Origin of the sequence: Streptomyces sp. NPDC058796 (assembly GCF_042745235.1) — a bacterium.
Lineage (GTDB): Bacteria > Actinomycetota > Actinomycetes > Streptomycetales > Streptomycetaceae > Streptomyces.
Genome location: NZ_JBHYOP010000001.1, coordinates 111,755 through 130,761 on the forward strand (window position 1 = coordinate 111,755; position 19,007 = coordinate 130,761).

The 19,007-nt window shown below is 70.6% G+C and carries 13 protein-coding genes; 6 read left to right on the forward strand and 7 right to left on the reverse strand.

Annotated features, from left to right (window positions below):
• Positions 1 to 74: 74 nt before the first annotated feature.
• Positions 75 to 3,614, reverse strand: coding sequence for a DNA polymerase III subunit alpha (gene dnaE, locus ACFW47_RS00525; RefSeq protein ID WP_386304189.1), 3,540 nt, complete (start codon positions 3,612 to 3,614; stop codon positions 75 to 77).
• Positions 3,615 to 3,849: 235 nt separating this feature from the next.
• On the opposite strand from dnaE, the gene ACFW47_RS00530 reads away from it, so the two are divergent.
• The 4 genes from ACFW47_RS00530 (at position 3,850) to ACFW47_RS00545 (ending at position 8,652) form a co-directional block, all read left to right on the forward strand.
• Entirely contained in the window at positions 3,850 to 5,190 is a 1,341-nt protein-coding gene (locus tag ACFW47_RS00530; RefSeq protein ID WP_386282667.1) for a DUF2252 domain-containing protein, read from the forward strand.
• A gap of 86 nt (positions 5,191 to 5,276) precedes the next feature.
• Positions 5,277 to 5,984: a hypothetical protein gene (locus tag ACFW47_RS00535; protein WP_386282669.1), complete on the forward strand. Its 708-nt coding sequence runs from the start codon at positions 5,277 to 5,279 to the stop codon at positions 5,982 to 5,984.
• 78 nt (positions 5,985 to 6,062) lie between these two features.
• Positions 6,063 to 6,863: a DsbA family protein gene (locus ACFW47_RS00540; RefSeq protein ID WP_386282672.1), complete on the forward strand. Its 801-nt coding sequence runs from the start codon at positions 6,063 to 6,065 to the stop codon at positions 6,861 to 6,863.
• Positions 6,864 to 6,966: 103 nt separating this feature from the next.
• A complete protein-coding gene (locus tag ACFW47_RS00545; protein ID WP_386304191.1) occupies positions 6,967 to 8,652 on the forward strand; it encodes an alkaline phosphatase D family protein in 1,686 nt (561 codons plus the stop codon).
• Here ACFW47_RS00545 and ACFW47_RS00550 read toward each other — a convergent pair.
• Positions 8,637 to 9,293: a dienelactone hydrolase family protein gene (locus tag ACFW47_RS00550; protein WP_386282944.1), complete on the reverse strand. Its 657-nt coding sequence runs from the start codon at positions 9,291 to 9,293 to the stop codon at positions 8,637 to 8,639. The genes ACFW47_RS00545 and ACFW47_RS00550 overlap by 16 nt on opposite strands.
• 60 nt (positions 9,294 to 9,353) lie before the next feature.
• Here ACFW47_RS00550 and ACFW47_RS00555 point away from each other — a divergent pair, with 60 nt between their 5' ends.
• Positions 9,354 to 10,469: a mechanosensitive ion channel family protein gene (locus tag ACFW47_RS00555; RefSeq protein WP_386282677.1), complete on the forward strand. Its 1,116-nt coding sequence runs from the start codon at positions 9,354 to 9,356 to the stop codon at positions 10,467 to 10,469.
• Between the two features lie 205 nt (positions 10,470 to 10,674).
• Here ACFW47_RS00555 and ACFW47_RS00560 read toward each other — a convergent pair whose 3' ends face one another.
• The 5 genes from ACFW47_RS00560 to ACFW47_RS00580 form a co-directional block, all read right to left on the reverse strand.
• The gene (locus tag ACFW47_RS00560; protein ID WP_386282680.1) at positions 10,675 to 12,261 is read right to left on the reverse strand and encodes a Na+/H+ antiporter; all 1,587 of its coding nucleotides are present in this window, start codon (positions 12,259 to 12,261) and stop codon (positions 10,675 to 10,677) included.
• Between the two features lie 89 nt (positions 12,262 to 12,350).
• Positions 12,351 to 12,833 carry a GNAT family N-acetyltransferase gene (locus ACFW47_RS00565; protein ID WP_386304193.1) on the reverse strand — a complete coding sequence of 161 codons (483 nt, stop codon included), beginning with the start codon at positions 12,831 to 12,833 and terminating at the stop codon, positions 12,351 to 12,353.
• Positions 12,830 to 13,774: an RluA family pseudouridine synthase gene (locus ACFW47_RS00570; protein ID WP_219177912.1), complete on the reverse strand. Its 945-nt coding sequence runs from the start codon at positions 13,772 to 13,774 to the stop codon at positions 12,830 to 12,832. The genes ACFW47_RS00565 and ACFW47_RS00570 overlap by 4 nt, the downstream gene beginning before the upstream one ends.
• A 44-nt stretch (positions 13,775 to 13,818) precedes the next feature.
• Positions 13,819 to 14,415, reverse strand: coding sequence for a signal peptidase II (gene lspA, locus ACFW47_RS00575; RefSeq protein WP_386282688.1), 597 nt, complete (start codon positions 14,413 to 14,415; stop codon positions 13,819 to 13,821).
• A gap of 79 nt (positions 14,416 to 14,494) precedes the next feature.
• Positions 14,495 to 15,202 (reverse strand): TraR/DksA family transcriptional regulator, encoded by a 708-nt coding sequence (locus ACFW47_RS00580; RefSeq protein WP_386282690.1) that lies wholly within the window; start codon positions 15,200 to 15,202, stop codon positions 14,495 to 14,497.
• Between the two features lie 561 nt (positions 15,203 to 15,763).
• Here ACFW47_RS00580 and ileS point away from each other — a divergent pair.
• A complete protein-coding gene (gene ileS, locus ACFW47_RS00585; protein ID WP_386282693.1) occupies positions 15,764 to 18,913 on the forward strand; it encodes an isoleucine--tRNA ligase in 3,150 nt (1,049 codons plus the stop codon).
• Positions 18,914 to 19,007 lie beyond the last annotated feature (94 nt).

Below are 19,007 nucleotides of genomic sequence, written 5' to 3' on the forward strand. Positions count from 1 at the left end.
GTGGCGGCCCCGCACCGACGAGGGGCGCACCCGGAGACCGGGGCGCCCCTCGCTCGTCACGGCCGCCGTCCCGCTCAACCCGCCAGGCAGGACGGGCCCAGCAGCACCTTCAGATCGCCGAACAGGGCCGGGTCGGGCTTGACCCGGTGCCGGTCCAGGCGCAGCACGGTCGTCTTCGTCGGCCCCTGGAGCTTGATCCGCACCTCGCTGTCGCCCCGGTGGTGGGTGAGGATCTCGCCGAGGCGGCTGACCATCGGCGGGGTGACCCTGGTCGCCGGGATGGTGAGGACCACGGGCGCGTTGGTGCCCGCGTTGGACAGGTCGGGGACCATCAGCTCCATCGCGACCAGCCGCGGCACGTCCTCGCGCTTGTCCAGGCGCCCCTTGACGAACACCACGGCGTCCTCGACGAGTTGGGTGGACACCAGCTGGTAGGTCGCCGGGAAGAACATGCACTCGATGGAGCCGGCCAGGTCCTCGACGGTGGCGATGGCCCAGGCGTTGCCCTGCTTGGTCATCTTGCGCTGGAGGCCGGAGATGATGCCGCCGATGGTGACGACCGCGCCGTCGCCGAAGTCACCGCCGGTGAGCTGGGAGATGCCCGCGTCGGCCTTGTCGGACAGTACGTGCTCCAGACCGAAGAGCGGGTGGTCGGAGACGTAGAGACCGAGCATCTCCCGCTCCTGGGCGAGGAGATAGGTCTTGTCCCACTCCTCCTCGCCGAAGACCACGTCGAGTCCGAAGCCGGGTTCGTCGTTCGCCTCCTCCCCCATGCCGCCGAAGAGGTCGAACTGCCCCTCGGCCTCCTTGCGCTTGACCGCGACCACGTTGTCGATCATCGGCTCGTACTGCGCGGTGAGGCCCTTGCGGGTGTGGCCCATCTCGTCGAAGGCGCCGGCCTTGATCAGCGACTCGGTCGTGCGCTTGTTGCACACGACCGCCTCCACCTTGTCCAGGTAGTCGGGGAAGGAGGCGTACTTCCCCTTGGCCTTGCGGCACCGGATGATCGACTCGACCACGTTGGTGCCGACGTTGCGCACGGCGGAGAGGCCGAAGAGGATTACGTCGTCGCCCTGCGCGGCGAAGTTCGACATGGACTCGTTGACGTTGGGCGGCAGCACCTTGATGCCCATGCGCCGGCACTCGTTGAGGTAGACGGCCGACTTGTCCTTGTCGTCCTTCACCGAGGTGAGCAGGGCGGCCATGTACTCGGCGGGGTGGTTCGCCTTGAGGTACGCCGTCCAGTAGGAGACCAGTCCGTACGCGGCCGAGTGCGCCTTGTTGAAGGCGTAGCCGGCGAAGGGGACCAGCACGTCCCACAGGGCCTGGATGGCCTCGTCGCTGTACCCCTTCTTGCGGGCGCCCTCCTGGAAGAGGACGAAGTTCTTCGCCAGTTCGTCGGGCTTCTTCTTGCCCATCACGCGGCGGAGGATGTCGGCCTCGCCGAGCGAGTAGCCCGCGATGATCTGGGCGGCCTTCTGCACCTGCTCCTGGTAGACGATCAGACCGTAGGTGACCGCCAGCACCTCCTGGAGGGGCTCCTCCAGCTCCTTGTGGATCGGCGTGATCTCCTGGAGGCCGTTCTTGCGCAGCGCGTAGTTGGTGTGCGAGTCCATTCCCATGGGGCCCGGGCGGTAGAGCGCGGAGACGGCGGAGATGTCTTCGAAGTTGTCCGGCTTCATCAGGCGCAGCAGGGAGCGCATGGGGCCGCCGTCGAACTGGAAGACACCGAGGGTGTCGCCGCGCTGGAGCAGTTCGAAGGTCGTGGGGTCGTCCAGCGGCAGTGACAGGAGGTCGAGGTCGATGCCCTTGTTGGACTTCACCATCTTGACGGCGTCGTCCATGATCGTGAGGTTGCGCAGGCCGAGGAAGTCCATCTTCAGCAGGCCGAGCGACTCGCACTGCGGGTAGTCCCACTGCGTGATGGTGACGCCGTCGGTGTGCCGCACCCAGATCGGGGCGTGGTCGACGATCGGCTCGCTGGACATGATCACGCCGGCGGCGTGCACGCCCATCTGCCGCACCAGGCCCTCGACGCCCTTGGCGGTGTCGATGACCTTCTTGACGTCCGGCTCGTTCTCGTACATCGCGCGGATCTCGCCGGCCTCGCCGTAGCGGGGGTGCTCCGGGTTGGTGATGCCGTCGAGGTCGATGCCCTTGCCCAGGACGTCGGCGGGCATCGCCTTGGTGAGGCGGTCTCCCATAGCGTACGGGTAGCCCAGGACGCGCGCGGAGTCCTTGATGGCGTTCTTCGCCTTGATCTTGCCGTACGTGCCGATCATGGCGACCTTGTCGGCGCCGTACTTCTCCGTCACGTACCTGATCACCTCGACGCGCCTGCGCTCGTCGAAGTCGATGTCGACATCGGGCATGGAGACGCGCTCGGGGTTGAGGAACCGCTCGAAGATGAGGCCGTGCGGGATCGGGTCGAGGTCGGTGATGCCCATGGCGTACGCCACGATCGAGCCGGCCGCGGAGCCTCGGCCGGGGCCCACCGCGATGCCCTGGTTCTTCGCCCACATGATGAAGTCGGCGACCACGAGGAAGTAGCCCGGGAACCCCATCTGGATGATGACGTCCATCTCGTACTCGGCCTGCTTCTGGCGGTCCTCCGGCACGCCGCCCGGGAAGCGGCGCTCCATGCCGCGGCGGACCTCCTCCTGGAACCAGGTGACCTCGGTGTACCCCTCGGGGATGTCGAACTTCGGCATGAGGTCGCGCTTGACGAACATGCCGGTGGTGTCGATCATCTCGGCGATCAGGCGCGTGTTGGCGCAGCCCTCCTGCCAGGCGTCGGAGGAGTCGATGGCGTACATCTCGTCCGTCGACTTCAGGTAGTAGCCGGTGCCGTCGAAGCGGAAGCGGTCGGGGTCGGAGAGGTTCTTGCCGGTCTGGATGCACAGCAGGGCGTCGTGGGCGGTCGCCTCGTGCGCGTAGGTGTAGTGCGAGTCGTTCGTCACCAGCGGCGGGATGCCGAGCTTCTTGCCGATCCGCAGCAGGTCCTCGCGCACCCGGTGCTCGATGTCGATCCCGTGGTCCATCAGCTCCAGGAAGTACCGGTCCTTGCCGAAGATGTCCTGGTAGTCGGCGGCCGCCTTCAGCGCCTCGTCGAAGTGGCCGAGGCGCAGCCGGGTCTGCACCTCGCCGGAGGGGCAGCCGGTGGAGGCGACGATGCCCTCGGACCACTGGGAGATGGTCTCCTTGTCCATCCGCGGCCACTTCTGCAGCCAGCCCTCGGCGTACGCGTCCGAGGAGAGGCGGAAGAGGTTGTGCAGGCCGGTGCTGTTCGTCGCCCACATGGTCTTGTGGGTGTAGCCGCCGGAACCGGAGACGTCGTCCCGCTTCTGGTGCGGCTGGCCCCACTGGATCTTCCGCTTGTTGCGGCGCGACTCGGGCGCCACGTACGCCTCGATGCCGATGATCGGGGTGACCCCGGCCTTCTGCGCGGAGTGGAAGAAGTCGTACGCCCCGTGCAGGTTGCCGTGGTCGGACATGGCGATGTGCGTCATGCCCATCTCATTGCAGGCGTTGAACATGTCCTTCAGCCGCGCGGCACCGTCCAGCAGCGAGTACTGGGTGTGGACGTGCAGGTGCGTGAACGGCGGCTTGGACACGTGCGGCCTCCTGAGAAAACTGTGGGCTACGGGCTGCGGTCAGTCCGGGGGGTCAGCGTCGAAGTCTATGCCTCGCCACTGACACTCCGGGGGCTCCCCCGCGTACCTTCGGGGGCGGGTCCGCGTGTCGGTGCGGACGCCCGGGCACGGGCACTCCCGCACCCCTTCGAACGTTGGTCCGAGTGAAGATCCGCTCCACCAGTCACAGCACCATCCGCACCAGGAGGCACCAGGCATGTCGGTCCCGCAGCTCAACGAGGAGCACCGCGGCGAGGAGATCCTCGCCGTCTTCGACGCCGCCTTCGGCCGGCTGCTGGCCGCGGATCCGGCGGCGTTCCGCGTGAAGTTCCGGAAGATGGCCGCCTCCGCCTTCGCCTTCTACCGCGGCACCGCATGCCTCTTTTACCACGATTTGACCGAGGACAAGGAGTTCGGCTCCCAGACCGGCGGTCCCTACCTGGACGACCGGACCTCCCGGGTGTGGATCCACGGCGACCTGCACGCGGAGAACTTCGGCACGTACATGGACTCCACCGGCCGGCTGATCTTCAATGTCAACGACTTCGACGAGGCCTACGTCGGCCCCTTCACTTGGGACCTCAAGCGCTTCGCCGCCTCGGTCGCGCTGATCGGGTACGCGAAGGCGCTCAGCGACGAGCAGATCACCGAGCTGGTGCGGGTGTACGCGGAGGCGTACCGGGAGCGGATCCACGCCCTGGCCACCGGCGCCAAGAGCGACGAGGTGCCGCCCTTCTCGCTGGACACCGCCGACGGACCCCTGCTGGGCGCCCTCCGCGTCGCCCGTTCCCTGACCCGGTTCGGCCTGCTGGAGTCGATGACGGAGATCCGCGACTTCGAGCGCCGCTTCGCCCCGGGCGGCGGCTCCATCGAGCTGGACGCGGCCACCCGCTACAAGGTGCTGGCGGCCTTCGACGGCTACCTGGAGACCCTCCCCGAGTCCTCCCTGGCCCGCCCCGACTCCTACCGCGTAAAGGACGTCGTCGGCCGCCGCGGCATCGGCATCGGCTCGGCCGGGCTGCCCTCGTACAACATCCTCCTGGAGGGCAACAGCGACGCCCTGGAGAACGACGTCGTGATCTACATCAAGCAGGCCCAGACCCCGGCGGTCTCCCGGCACGTCACCGACCGGGCCATCCGGGAGTACTTCCAGCACGAGGGCCACCGCACGGTGATCTCCCAGCGCGCCCTCCAGGCGCACGCCGACCCGTGGCTCGGCTGGACCGAGCTGGACGGCGCGGGCCAGCTGGTCGCCGAGGTCTCGCCGTACGCCGTCGACCTGGACTGGGGCGACATCGACGATCCCGAGGAGATCGCCGAGGTCGTCGCCGACCTGGGCCGGGCCACGGCCGCGATGCACGCGGCGGCGGACGACCAGTCCGGGGAGTCCCTGGTGCCGTTCTCCACGGAGCGGGCCATCGACGCGGCGATCGCGGCCGACGAGGAGGGCTTCGCGCCCCTGCTCGTCGACTTCGCGCACCGGTACGGGGCACGCGCGCGTGCCGACCACCAGACCTTCGTGGACCTCTTCCGCAACGGCCGGATCCCGGGTCTGTGACCATTCCGGTTCGGTAACCGTCGCCCTTCTCACAGGAACCCTTTAGGGGTCCCTTACCGGACCCCGTGACACACTCTTCTATCGCTATGGACATATCCGGGACCCCGCTCAGAGCCGTGCGCGCGGCGCTGTTCACGGCACTCGTCGTGACGCTCAGCACCGCGTCGCACGTGCTGCTGTCCGGGGTTCCGCTGCCGCTGCCCACGGTGGCGGCCGTCGGCGCCGCCGTGTTCCTGATCGCCTATGCCCTGGCCGGGCGGCGCGAGCGCGGCTTCGGGCGGATCGCCGCCCTGCTGATCCCGCTGGAGCTGGCCGCCGACACGGTCTTCACCACCGGCCAGCACGTGTGCTACGGCAGGGCGGGCGGCCCCGTCGCGGGCCCGCTGCGCTCGGTCGGCTTCGACGTGCTGTGCGGCGACGGGACCGGCGTCCACGCCGGGGTCGCCGCCCCGCTGAGCCGGGTGACCGGCGCCGAGACCGACCGGCTGGCGACCGCGCTCGCCGACGCCGACCCCCGGACCGCCTGGCTGCTGCTCGGCGCGCACGTCGGGGTCGGGCTGCTGGCGGCGGCCTGGTTGCGGCGCGGCGAGCGGGCGCTGGCCCAGCTGCTGAGCGCGGTGGCCGCGACCACCTTCCGGCCGCTGCTGCTGGCCGTCGCGGCGGTGAACGTCCGCCGGGCCCCGGCGGTGCGCCGTCCGGCGGCCCTGGCCCACCGCACCGCCGGCGCCCGCGAGGCGATCCTCACGCACTCCCTGGGACGGCGCGGACCGCCGTGCTCGGTCGCCTTCGTGTGACCCGTCACCGAGCACGAGCAGTCCCCCCGTACGCATCCCGCACACCCGCGTGTGCGCGTCCCCGGAGAGATCACCACCATGAGCAAGCGGAACAGTCAGGCGGCGAAGTCGGCGGCCCGTGAGCGGCTGCGCCTGGAGCGCGAGCGCCAGGCCAAGCGCGACAAGGTCAAGCGTCAGGTCATCGTGGCCTGCTCGATCGTCGGCGTGCTGGCCATAGCCGGCGGCATCAGCTACGCCGTCGTTCAGAGCAACCAGCCCTCGAAGTGGGAGGAGGCCGCCGACGCCAAGGTGGTGGCCCCGGCCAACACCTCCGGCAAGAACGGCACGACGGTCACCCTCGGCGAGTCCAAGAGCGACAACGTCGTCCACCTCTACGAGGACCCGCGCTGCCCGGGCTGCGCCAACTTCGAGCAGACCATCGGCGAGGCCGTCAACAAGGGCATGGAGGACGGCACCTACAAGCTCTCCTTCACCATCGGCACCTTCCTCGACGGCAACCTCGGCGGCGAGGGCTCCAAGAACGCCCTCAGCGCCCTCGGCGCCGCGCTGAACGTCTCCCCCGAGGCGTTCATCGACTACAAGACCGCGCTGTACTCCGCCGAGTACCACCCGTCGGAGTCGACCGACGAGTTCGCCAAGGACGACTACCTGATCAAGGTCGCCAACTCGGTGGACGCCCTGAAGAACAACAAGAAGTTCCAGGACGCCGTGGAGAAGGGCACCTACGACGCCTGGGCGATGAAGATGAGCGACGCCTTCCAGAAGGCCGAAGACGTCCAGTCGACCCCGACCGTCAAGATCAACGACAAGGTGATCGAGACGCCGGGCACGGACGCCGAGTGGCAGAAGGCGCTCAAGGACGCGGGCGTCACCAAGTAGGCCGCACCGAACGGCAGGCACCAGCAGTACGCACGTCAACGAGTGGGCGAACTTTTGCGAGTTCGCCCACTTGGGCGCATACCGATCAGTAACCTGATCGTCCGTGACCAGTCGACACAGATCATCCGAGACCTCCGTTCCGTCGTCCGCGGATCACGGGGACGCCCGTTCACCGAGCCGCCGTACGGTCGTCAAGGCCGCGGCGGCCGGCGCGGTTCTGGCGGCCCCGCTCGCCGCCGCCCTGCCGGCCGGTGCCGCCGGCGCCGCCCCGGCCTTCCTGCACGGCGTCGCCTCCGGCGACCCGCTGCCCGACGGCGTCCTGCTGTGGACCAGGGTGACGCCGACGCCCGAGGCCGTGCCGGGCTCGGGAACCGGACCCGACACCGAGGTGGACTGGATCGTCGCCAGGGACAAGGACTTCACGAACGTCGTCGCCAAGGGGTCGGTCACCGCGACGGCCGCCTCCGACCACACCGTGAAGGCCGACGTCCGGGGTCTGGCGCCCGCCACGGACTACTGGTTCCGTTTCTCCGCCGGCCCCACCGACTCCCCCGCCGCCCGCACCCGCACCGCTCCCGCGGCCGACGCCGCGGTGCCGGGCCTGCGCTTCGGCGTGGTCTCCTGCGCCAACTGGGAGGCCGGCCACTTCTCCTCGTACCGCCATCTCGCGGCCCGCGGCGACCTGGACGCCTGGCTGCACCTGGGCGACTACATCTACGAGTACGGCACCGGCGAGTACGGCACCCGCGGCACCGTCGTACGGCCGCACGCGCCCGCCCACGAGATCCTTACGCTCGCCGACTACCGGGTCCGGCACGGCCGTTACAAGACCGACCCCGACCTCCAGGCGCTGCACGCCGCCGCGCCGGTCGTGGCGATATGGGACGACCACGAGATCGCCAACGACACATGGTCGGGCGGTGCCGAGAACCACACGGAGGGTGTCGAGGGGGCCTGGGCGACGCGTCGGGACGCCGCCAAGCAGGCCTACTTCGAGTGGATGCCGGTCCGCCCCGCGATCGCCGGCACCACCTACCGCCGGCTGCGCTTCGGCAAGCTGGCCGACCTGTCGCTGCTGGACCTGCGCTCCTTCCGCTCCCAGCAGGTGGCGCTCGGCAACGGCGAGGTCGACGACCCGGACCGCAGCATCACGGGCCGGGCCCAGATGGACTGGCTGAAGTCCTCACTCGCCTCCTCCGACACCACGTGGCGGCTGGTGGGCAACCCGGTGATGATCTCGCCGTTCGCCATCGGCTCGATCCCCGCCGAGCTGCTGAAGCCGCTGGCCGAGCTGCTGGGGCTGCCCAAGGAGGGCCTCGCCCTCAACACCGACCAGTGGGACGGCTACACCCAAGACCGCCGCGAGCTGCTGGCCCACCTGCGCGCGAACGCCGTCCGCAACACGGTCTTCCTGACCGGCGACATCCACATGTCCTGGGCCAACGACGTGCCGCACAACGCCGCCACGTACCCGCTGTCCGCCTCGGCCGCCACGGAGTTCGTCGTCACCTCGGTGACCTCCGACAACCTCGACGACATCGTGAAGGTCCCCGAGGGCACCGTCTCGGCGATCGCGGCGCCGGTGATCCGGGCCGCCAACCGGCACGTGCACTGGGTCGACACCGACCGGCACGGCTATGGCGTGCTGGACGTCACGGCGGAGCGGACGCAGATGGACTACTACGTCGTCTCCGACCGCACCGACCCGGACGCCACGTCGATGTGGGCCCGTTCGTACCGCACGCGCAGCGGCACGCAGCGGGTGGAGCGGGTCTACTCGCCCGTCTGATCCGCGTCCTGGGTCTCCTGCGTCTCCTGGAGCGAGTCGAGGAAGCCGAGCGCCACCCGCCAGGTGGCCTCGGCGGCCTCCGCGTCGTAGTCCGGCAGCTCGGGGTCGGTGTAGAGGTGGCCGGCCCCGGCGTATCTGTGCACCTCGACGTCGGCGCCGATGCGGCCCATCTGGAGGTACCAGGCGCTGAGCCAGTCGTCCGTCTCGAAGGCGTCCGGCTCCGCGACGTGCAACTGGACCGGCAGCTCGTCGACCGAGGCGTTGGGCGCGATGTCCGACGTGCCGTGCAGCAGGAGCAGGCCGCGCGCCCGGTGGTCGCCGAGGGCGAGGGTCTGGGCGATGGAGGCGCCGAGCGAGAAGCCCGCGTACACCAGTCCGCGCTCGGAGTAGGGCGCCGCGGCCAGCACCGCGCGCTTGAGCAGCTCCTCCCGGCCGATGCCGTCCTGGTGGGCCATGCCCTCCTCGACCGTGTCGAAGGTACGGCCCTCGAAGAGGTCCGGGGTCCACACCTGATGCCCGGCGTCGCGCAGCCGGTCGGCGGCCTGCCGCACCGCGGGCCTCGGGCCGAGGGTCGAGTGAAAGAGCACGATGTTCATGAGGCCATGGTGCCAGCCCGGTGTGACAACGCGATCGGCGGCGATACCCGGGGCGGGACGGAAGTCACAGGTTCACCGCACGGCGGGTCCGGTTACGTTCGAGGGATGGAGACGATACTCCGCCCGCTGACCGTGGTCGGCGGCTCGATCCTGCTGACCCTCGTCATCGGATGGGCCACCGACCTGCTGCTGCGCAAGGCCGACGCGCGGCATCCCGAGACGCCCCTGTGGGGGCTGCTGCGCCGTGCCCGCATCCCGTACCAGGTCATGCTGTGCGCCGCGCTGCTGAGAGGTTCGTACGTCGAGGCGCAGGTGTTCCCGGAACACCGGTCGGCGGTCGGCCGGGTGCTGACGCTGCTGCTGATCGGTTCGGTGGCCTGGCTGGTGACCCGGATCGCCGCCGCGATCGTCGAGACGTCGTACTCCCGCTACGCCCACGCGCACGCCCAGCGCAACCCCGCCCGGGTGCGCCGGGTGCGGACCCAGGTGTCGCTGATCATGCGGGTGGTCACGGCGGTCGTCGGTGTGGTCGCCGTGTCGGCGATGCTGCTGACGTTCCCGGCGATGCGCGCGGCGGGTGCCTCGCTGCTGGCCTCGGCCGGCATCCTCGGCATCGTCGCCGGTGTGGCCGCCCAGTCCACGCTCAGCAACATGTTCGCCGGGTTCCAGATCGCCTTCGGCGACATGGTGCGCATGGGCGACACCGTGGTGGTGGACGGCGAGTGGGGCACCGTCGAGGAGATCACGCTCACCTTCCTGACCGTACGGACCTGGGACGAGCGCCGGATCACGATGCCGGTGTCGTACTTCACGTCCAAGCCGTTCGAGAACTGGTCGCGCGGCACCCCGCAGATGACCGGGACCGTCTACTGGCACCTCGACCACACGGCACCGCTGGACCGGATGCGCGAGCGGCTGCGCGACATCCTGCGCGAGTGCCCGGCCTGGGACGGCCGCGACTACAACCTCACCGTCACGGACACCACCCCGAACACCATGCAGGTGCGGGCCCTGGTGACCGCGAAGGACGCGGACGACATCTGGACGGTACGGGTCACGGTGCGCGAGGGGATGATCCGCTGGCTGGCCGACGAGCACCCGTACGCGCTGCCCCGCGTCAACACGGCCGACGCGGCCCTGCGCGGCGTCCACCACCCCCGCCGTCCCTCCTCCGACGGCAGCCCCCGCCGATTCCCGGAACAGCCGGCGAAGAGCCTGTGACGACCGCTGCGAGCGGACGCTCCGCGCCCGGACCGGCCCGCACGCCCCACGTCCGGCCCGGCCCGCACGGCACCCCGCAGCCGGCCGGCCCGGTGCCGGGGCCGGCCGGGCGAGTGCTGCCGGATCGCTGTGGTGCGGACACGCCCCTCCGCCGTCCTTCTCCGGCCCTCGGGCCCGCCCTCGCCGCCGCGCGCGAGGGCCGGCCTCACCGCATGCTCCGGACGTCCAGCTGGCGCAGTACCCGGTCGACGATCTCCGGGTCCGCGCCGGGTTCGCTGCGGGCGGCCAGCACCTCGTGGCGGGCCGCGCTCAGCATCTCGCCCTGGATGCGGCGGATCCGCTTCACCCTGCGGGCCCGCTGCTCCTGTGCCTCGCGCCGCTCCTCGTCACCGACGTCGGGGCTGATCCGCAGCCCGATGTCGAAGGCGCGCCGCAGCATCTGCTCGGACAGCTCCTCCGGCAGTTCCTCGACCGACTCGATCTCCCTGAGCCGTTGCTTGGCCGCCTTGGCCGCCCGGACTGCCAGTTCCTTCTCGTACCGCTGCTCCCGTTCGGTGTCCGCGCGCACCCCGAGCCGGCTCACCAGCCACGGCAGCGTCAGGCCCTGCAGCAGCAGCGTGACCATGATCACGCCGAAGGCGATGAAGATGATCTCCTCGCGGTGCGGGAAGGCCGACCCGTCCTCCGTCTCGAGCGGGATCGCGAGCGCCAGGGCGACCGAGGCGACGCCCCGCATGCCCGACCACCACATGACGACCGTCTCCCGCCAGGAGGTGGGGATGTCCTCGTCCTGGTCCCGCCGTCGGTGCAGCCGCTGGGTCAGCCAGGTGGCGGGCAGCAGCCACAGCAGCCGTACGAGGATCACCACGCCCACGACTGCCGCGGACCAGCCGAGCAGTTCGGTCCAGCGTCCGGAGGCCGTGCGGATGGCGTTGTGCAGTTCCAGGCCGACGAGTCCGAAGGCGACACCGGTGACGAGCGTGTCGACGACGTCCCAGACGGTGTGTCCGGCGAGCCGGGTCATCACGTCGTCGGCGTCGAAAGCGTACTCGGCGAGGAACATCGCGGTGGTGAGCACCGCGAGCACCCCGGAGCCGTGCAGTTCCTCGGCCAGTACGTACGCCACGTAGGGCACCAGCAGCGTCATGCCGATCTGCAGCGTGGCGTCGCCCAGCACGCTCATCAGCTTGTTGGTGGCCCAGCCCAGCGCGAGGCCGACCGCGACGGCGACGACGGCGGACAGCACCAGGTCGAGCCCGGCCCGCCACGGCGAGAAGGTGCCGCCGACCGCGGCGGCGATGGCCACGTGGTAGAGGACGATGGCCGTCACGTCGTTGAACAGCCCCTCGCCCTCCAGAATGGACACCAGGCGGCGCGGCAGCCCCAGTTGACCGGCGACGGCGGTCGCCGCGACCGGGTCGGGCGGTGCCACCAGCGCCCCCAGCGCGAAGGCGGCGGCGATGGGCAGGCCCGGCACGATCGCGTGGGCGACCGCGGCCACGCAGGCCATGGTGACGAAGACCAGCGCCACGGCGAGCAGGAAGATCGGCCGCTTGTTGGCCGCGAACTGCCGCCAGGACGTGCGCCGTACGGCCGCGTAGAGGAGCGGCGGCAGCAGCGCGGGCAGGATCAGCTCGGGCGGGATGTCGACGTTGGGCACGAAGTCGAGCAGCGCCAGGACGATCCCGAGGACCGTCATCAGCACCGGCGCCGGCAGCCCGAGGCGGGCGCCGAGCGGGACGCTCAGCAGGGCCCCGAGCAGCAGCATGAACAACAGGCCCAACTGATCCACGGTCACCGCTCCGGTGGTCTCTCGGCGTCACACGGCGGACCTCAAGCCTGTCACGTCACGGTCCCCACCAGCCCGTACGGCACTTCCGGCTACAGGGCGCGCCGCATCGCGCGGTGGGGTATCCCGGCGTCCGGGAACTCGGGTCCGTACGCCTCGTACCCCAGTCGCTCGTAGAAACCCAGGGCGTGGGTCTGCGCGTGCAGGTCCACCGCGGTGAGTCCACGCGCGCGGGCCGCCTCCTCGACGGCCCGCACCAGGGCGGCTCCGACACCCAGTCCGCGGGCGTCCCGGGTCACCGCCAGCCGGCCCAGGGAGCCGACGGCCGCCTCGCCACCGGTCTTCGCCGCGGCCGCCTCGCCGTGCAGGAGCCGGCCGGTGCCCAGCGGTACGCCGTCCGCCCGCACCGCGAGGACGTGCACGGCGACGGCGTCGTAGGCGTCGTACTCGATGTCCTCGGGGACCTGCTGCTCGGCGACGAAGACCTCCTTGCGCACGGCGAAGCACATCTCGAGGTCGGCGGGGTCCTCGGCGACGCGTATCCCGTACGACGGCGGCCGCGACGGCGTGGTCATGCGTAGGTCTCCTCGCGGACCCGGTCCAGGGCCTGCTGGAGGTCCTCGGGATAGTCGCTGGCGTACTCGGCCCACTGTCCGTCGCCGGGGTGCTCGAAGCCCAGTCGCACGGCGTGCAGCCACTGGCGGGTCAGCCGCAGGCGCTTGGCGAGGGTCGGGTCGGCGCCGTAGGTCAGGTCGCCGACGCACGGGTGGCGGTGGGCGGCCATGTGGACGCGGATCTGGTGGGTGCGGCCGGTCTCCAGCTTCACGTCGAGCAGGGAGGCGGCGCGGAAGGCCTCGATCAGGTCGTAGTGCGTCACGGAGGGTTTGCCCTCGGCGGTGACGGCCCACTTGTAGTCGTGCTGGGGGTGGCGGCCGATGGGGGCGTCGATGGTGCCGCTGGTCGGGTCGGGGTGGCCCTGCACGAGCGTGTGGTACCGCTTGTCGACCGTGCGCTCCTTGAACTGGCGCTTGAGCGAGGTGTACGCCCGCTCCGACTTGGCGACCACCATCAGGCCGGAGGTGCCCACGTCGAGGCGGTGCACGATGCCCTGGCGCTCGGCGGCACCGGAGGTGGAGATGCGGTAGCCGGCGGCGGCGAGTCCGCCGATGACGGTCGGGCCGCTCCAGCCCGGGGACGGGTGGGCGGCGACGCCGACCGGCTTGACGATGACGACCACGTCCTCGTCGTCGTGCACGATCTCCATGCCCTCGACGGGCTCGGCGACCACCTGGACCGGCGCGGGCGCCTGCGGCATCTCGACCTCGAGCCAGGCGCCGCCGTGGACGCGCTCGGACTTGCCGACCACCGATCCGTCGACCTGCACCTTGCCCGCCGCGGCGAGCTCCGCGGCCTTGGTACGGGAAAAGCCGAACATGCGGGAGATGGCGGCGTCGACGCGCTCGCCCTCCAGGCCGTCGGGCACGGGCAGGGTACGGATCTCGGGAAGCGTGCTCACCCCGTCGAGTATGCCGGACGGGTCGGACACTCCCGAACGCGCGCTCAGTCCTTGTGGACGGTCCCGTCCGGGTCCAGGCCCCGGAAGGACAGGATCACGATCAGGATGCCGCCGCACACGATCGCCGAGTCGGCGAGGTTGAAGACGGCGAAGTGCTTGGGCGCGATGAAGTCCACGACCGCGCCCTCGAAGACGCCGGGCGAGCGGAAGATCCGGTCGGTGAGGTTGCCGAGCGCGCCGCCGAGCAGCATGCCGAGCGCGATCGCCCACGGCAGGCTGTAGAGCTTGCGCGCGAGGCGGGCGATCACGACGATCACGGCCGCCGCGATCACCGTGAAGATCACGGTGAAGGCCTCGCCGAAGCCGAAGGCGGCGCCCGCGTTGCGGATCGCGACGAACCGCAGCCAGTCCCCGAAGATCTCGATGGGCTCCTGGTGCTCCAGCTTGGCGACCACGATCATCTTGCTGACCAGGTCGAGGAGGTAGGCGAACGCGGCGACCGCGAAGAGCACGGCGATGCGCCGCCTGCCCCGGGGGCGCTCCGGGGCAGCCTGCTCCTGCTCGGCGTCGGGCCGCTCCTGCCCGTCCCCCGCCGCGTCCGGGGTGTCCGGAGTACCGATGATGCGCTCCGCCTCTGCCACGTGAGTCCCTCAGCCTAGGTGCCTGACTGAGGACGAGGGTACGGCACGCCCCGGCTCCCGGCCGCTGATCAGTACCCGATCAGTACCGCCGCTCCTGCTTCTGCTTGCACTCGACGCACAGGGTGGCCCTCGGGAAGGCCTGCATGCGTGCCTTGCCGATGGGATTGCCGCAGTTCTCGCACAGGCCGTAGGTGCCCGCGTCCAGGCGTTCCAGGGCGCGCTCGGTCTGGCTGAGCACCTCCCGCGCGGTGGCCGCAAGCGCCAGCTCGTGCTCGCGCGTGATGTTCTTGCTGCCGGTGTCCGCCTCGTCGTCGCCCGCGCCGTCGCCGGAGTCCCGCATCATGCCCTGGAGCGAGCGCTCGGAGGAGTCGATCTCGGTGCGCAGCCGGTCGGCCTCGGACTGGAGCTCGCCGCGCGCCTCCTCGACCTCTTCCGGGGTCCAGGGGTCCTCGCCGGGACGTACCGCGAGGTCGCCGGGGTCGGCGGCGCCGCGCGCCTTGGGAACGGCGGTCTTGGCCGCCGTGGCCGTGCCAGGAGTCTTCTTCGCAACCACCGTCGTGGCTCCCGTCTGCTCCGCGGCCTGCGCCGCGCCCACCTTCTTGGACGTGCTCTTCTTCGCCGCGGTCTTCTTCGCCGCGCTCTTCGTGCTCTTCCCGGCCGCGGCCTTTTCGGCCGTGCTCTTCCTGGCCGTCTTCTTGGCGGCTGCCTTCTTGGCCGTCGTCTTCTTGGCGGCGGTCTTCTCCGCAGCCGTCTCCGGCTGCTCTTGGGCGGTCTTCTTCGCCACCATGGCCGCGGCCCCTTCACATATTGTGATCTTGCTCGCGAATCGTGCTGGGACGATAAATCGACTCCGGTCCCGCGGCAACGGGGCACGCCGCCCGATTCGCCCGCCCACCGCGCGCCGCGCGGCGAGCATGCATGCGTTGTGCCCAGCTCCCCGCCCGGTAATCCGCCGGACGGCGGCCCCGGCCGAGGCCGCCGGGAGCCGAACGCCGGGCGGCGGCATTCGGGTCACCGCCCGACGTACGAAAACCGGTCGGCCGCTGTCCGCGGGGCGCCGTACACTGGGCGGAGCGAAAAGCTTGGATGGGGACGAGTAGCGGCGTAGGCAGCCCAGAGCGACCCGGGGACGGTGTGAGCCCGGGGGCGAGCGCGACGTGAAGATCACCCCGGAGCCGCCGGAAGAAAGCCCTGGCAGGAGCGCCAGGGCGAGTAGAACCGGCTCGCGACCCCAATGAGGGGGCTGGACGGCGCACACGACGCGCCGGGCGGCCAAGGAGGGTGGTACCGCGGGAGCACGGCTCTCGTCCCTCCGACGGAAGGCAGCACGTCCGCCGGAGGAAGCTCGTTGAATACGCAGCCGCAGTACCGCCAGGTGCCCGCCCAGGTCGACCTGCCCGCGCTCGAACACGCGGTGCTCGACTTCTGGCGCGAGCAGAAGATCTTCGCCAAGAGCCTGGAGCAGTCCGAGGGCCGCCCCGAGTGGGTGTTCTACGAGGGCCCGCCCACCGCCAACGGCATGCCCGGCGCCCACCACATCGAGGCGCGCGTCTTCAAGGACGTCTTCCCCCGCTTCCGCACCATGCGCGGTTACCACGTGGGCCGCAAGGCCGGCTGGGACTGCCACGGCCTCCCGGTGGAGCTGGCGGTGGAGAAGGAGCTGGGCTTCTCCGGCAAGCAGGACATCGAGGCGTACGGCATCGCCGAGTTCAACGCCAAGTGCCGCGAGTCGGTGACCCGCCACACCGACGCCTTCGAAGAGCTCACGACCCGCATGGGCTACTGGGCCGACCTCCAGAACCCGTACCGCACGATGGACCCGGAGTACATCGAGTCCGTCTGGTGGTCGCTGAAGGAGATCTTCGGCAAGGGCCTGCTCGTCCAGGACCACCGCGTCGCCCCCTGGTGCCCCCGCTGCGGCACCGGCCTGTCCGACCACGAGCTGGCGCAGGGCTACGAGACGGTCGTCGACCCGTCGGTCTACGTCCGCTTCCCGCTGACCTCCGGCCCGCTGGCCGGCGAGGCCGCGCTCCTGATCTGGACGACCACGCCCTGGACGCTGGTCTCCAACACGGCCGTGGCGGCCCACCCCGAGGTCACCTACGTCGTCGCGACGAACGGTGAGGAGAAGCTCGTCGTCGCCGAGCCGCTGGTGGAGAAGGCCCTCGGTGAGGGCTGGGAGACCACCGGCCAGACCTTCACCGGCGCCGAGATGGAGCGCTGGACGTACCAGCGGCCCTTCGAGCTGGTGGAGTTCCCGGCGCCCGCGCAGTACGTGGTGAACGCGGACTACGTCACCACGGAGGACGGCACCGGTCTGGTCCACCAGTCCCCCGCCTTCGGTGAGGACGACCTCAAGGTCTGCCGCTCCTACGGCCTGCCCGTGGTCAACCCGGTCCGCCCGGACGGCACCTTCGAGGAGGACCTGCCGCTGGTCGGCGGCGTCTTCTTCAAGAAGGCCGACGAGCAGCTCACCGAGGACCTGGACGCCCGGGGCCTGCTCTTCAAGCACATCCCGTACGAGCACAGCTACCCGCACTGCTGGCGCTGCCACACCGCGCTGCTCTACTACGCGCAGCCGTCCTGGTACATCCGCACCACGGAGATCAAGGACCGCCTCCTGGCGGAGAACGAGGGCACCAACTGGTTCCCGGACTCCGTCAAGCACGGCCGGTACGGCGACTGGCTGAACAACAACATCGACTGGGCGCTCTCCCGCAACCGCTACTGGGGCACCCCGCTGCCGATCTGGCGCTGCGAGGAGGGCCACCTCACCTGCGTCGGCTCCCGCGCGGAGCTGACCGAGCTGTCCGGCACCGACCAGTCGGAGCTGGACCCGCACCGCCCGTACATCGACGACGTCACCTTCACCTGCACCCACGAGGGCTGCTCCCTCGAAGCGGTGCGCGTGCCGGAGGTCATCGACGCCTGGTACGACTCGGGCTCGATGCCGTTCGCGCAGTGGGGTTACCCGTACAAGAACAAGGAGCTGTTCGAGGCCCGCTACCCGGCGCAGTTCATCTGCGAGGCCATCGACCAGACCCGCGGCTGGTTCTACACGCTGATGGCGGTCGGCACCCTGGTCTTCGACAAGTCCTCGTACGAGAACGTGGTCTGCCTCGGCCACATCCTCGCCGAGGACGGCCGCAAGATGTCCAAGCACCTGGGCAACATCCTGCAGCCGATCCCGCTGATGGACCAGCACGGCGCGGACGCGGTCCGCTGGTTCATGGCGGCCGGCGGTTCACCGTGGGCGGCCCGCCGCGTCGGTCACGGCACCATCCAGGAGGTCGTCCGCAAGACGCTCCTCACCTACTGGAACACGGTCGCCTTCCAGGCCCTGTACGCCCGCACCACGGGCTGGGCGCCGAGCGAGGCCGACCCGGCCCCGGCCGACCGCCCGGTACTGGACCGCTGGCTGCTGTCCGAGCTGCACGCGCTCACCGACCAGGTCACCCAGGCGCTGGACGCGTACGACACCCAGCGCGCCGGCAAGCTGCTGTCCGCGTTCGTCGACGACCTGTCGAACTGGTACGTCCGCCGCTCGCGCCGCCGCTTCTGGCAGGGTGACAAGGCCGCGCTGCGCACGCTGCACGAGGTCGTCGAGACGGTCACCAAGCTGATGGCTCCGCTGACCCCGTTCATCACCGAGCGGGTCTGGCAGGACCTGGTCGTTCCGGTCACCCCGGGCGCGCCGGAGTCGGTGCACCTGTCGTCGTGGCCGGAGGCCGACCTGGCGGCCATCGACCCCGAGCTGTCCAAGCAGATGGTGCTGGTGCGCCGGCTGGTCGAGCTGGGCCGCGCCACGCGCGCCGAATCGGGTGTCAAGACCCGCCAGCCGCTCAGCCGCGCGCTGATCGGGGTGGCCGGCTTCGACACCCTCTCCCCCGAGCTGCGCACGCAGATCACGGAGGAGCTGAACGTCGAGTCCCTCGCGTCGCTGAGCGAGGTCGGCGGCTCGCTGGTCGACACGACCGCGAAGGCCAACTTCCGGGCGCTGGGCAAGCGGTTCGGCAAGCGGGTCCAGGACGTGGCGAAAGCGGTCGCGAACGCGGACGCCGCCGCCCTCTCCCTCGCGCTGCGCGAGGGCACGGCGTCGGTGGAGGTCGACGGTGAGGTGATCACCCTCGCTCCGGACGAGGTGATCATCACGGAAACGCCGCGCGAGGGCTGGTCGGTCGCCTCCGACTCGGGCGCGACGGTGGCGCTGGACCTGGAGATCACGGAGGAGTTGCGCCGGGCGGGTCTGGCGCGGGACGCGATCCGGCTGATCCAGGAGGCCCGCAAGAACAGCGGGCTGGACGTCGCGGACCGGATCACGCTGCGTTGGACGGCCACGGACGAGGCGACGGTAGCCGCGCTGACCGAGCACGCGGGGCTGATCTCCGACGAGGTCCTTGCGACGGACTTCGCGCGGGGTGAGGCGGACGAGACGTACGGGGTTCCGTTCGCGGACGAGGGGCTGTCCCTGACGTTCCGCCTGCGCAAGCAGCAGTAACCGACTGGCGGCACCTGGGCCCGGCGCCCCTCGCGTGGAGGGGCGCCGGGCCCAGTGCTGTCCGTCGGCGCGGGCCAAGGGGCAGGTGCCGCTC

Coding starts and splice junctions, on each gene's coding strand:
- ACFW47_RS00565 (WP_386304193.1), bottom strand. CDS start 12,833: ATGACCACGCCGTCGCGGCCGCCGTCGTACGGGATACGCGTCGCCGAG.
- ACFW47_RS00530 (WP_386282667.1), top strand. CDS start 3,850: ATGTCGGTCCCGCAGCTCAACGAGGAGCACCGCGGCGAGGAGATCCTC.
- ACFW47_RS00580 (WP_386282690.1), bottom strand. CDS start 15,202: ATGGTGGCGAAGAAGACCGCCCAAGAGCAGCCGGAGACGGCTGCGGAG.
- ACFW47_RS00540 (WP_386282672.1), top strand. CDS start 6,063: ATGAGCAAGCGGAACAGTCAGGCGGCGAAGTCGGCGGCCCGTGAGCGG.
- ACFW47_RS00535 (WP_386282669.1), top strand. CDS start 5,277: ATGGACATATCCGGGACCCCGCTCAGAGCCGTGCGCGCGGCGCTGTTC.
- ACFW47_RS00555 (WP_386282677.1), top strand. CDS start 9,354: ATGGAGACGATACTCCGCCCGCTGACCGTGGTCGGCGGCTCGATCCTG.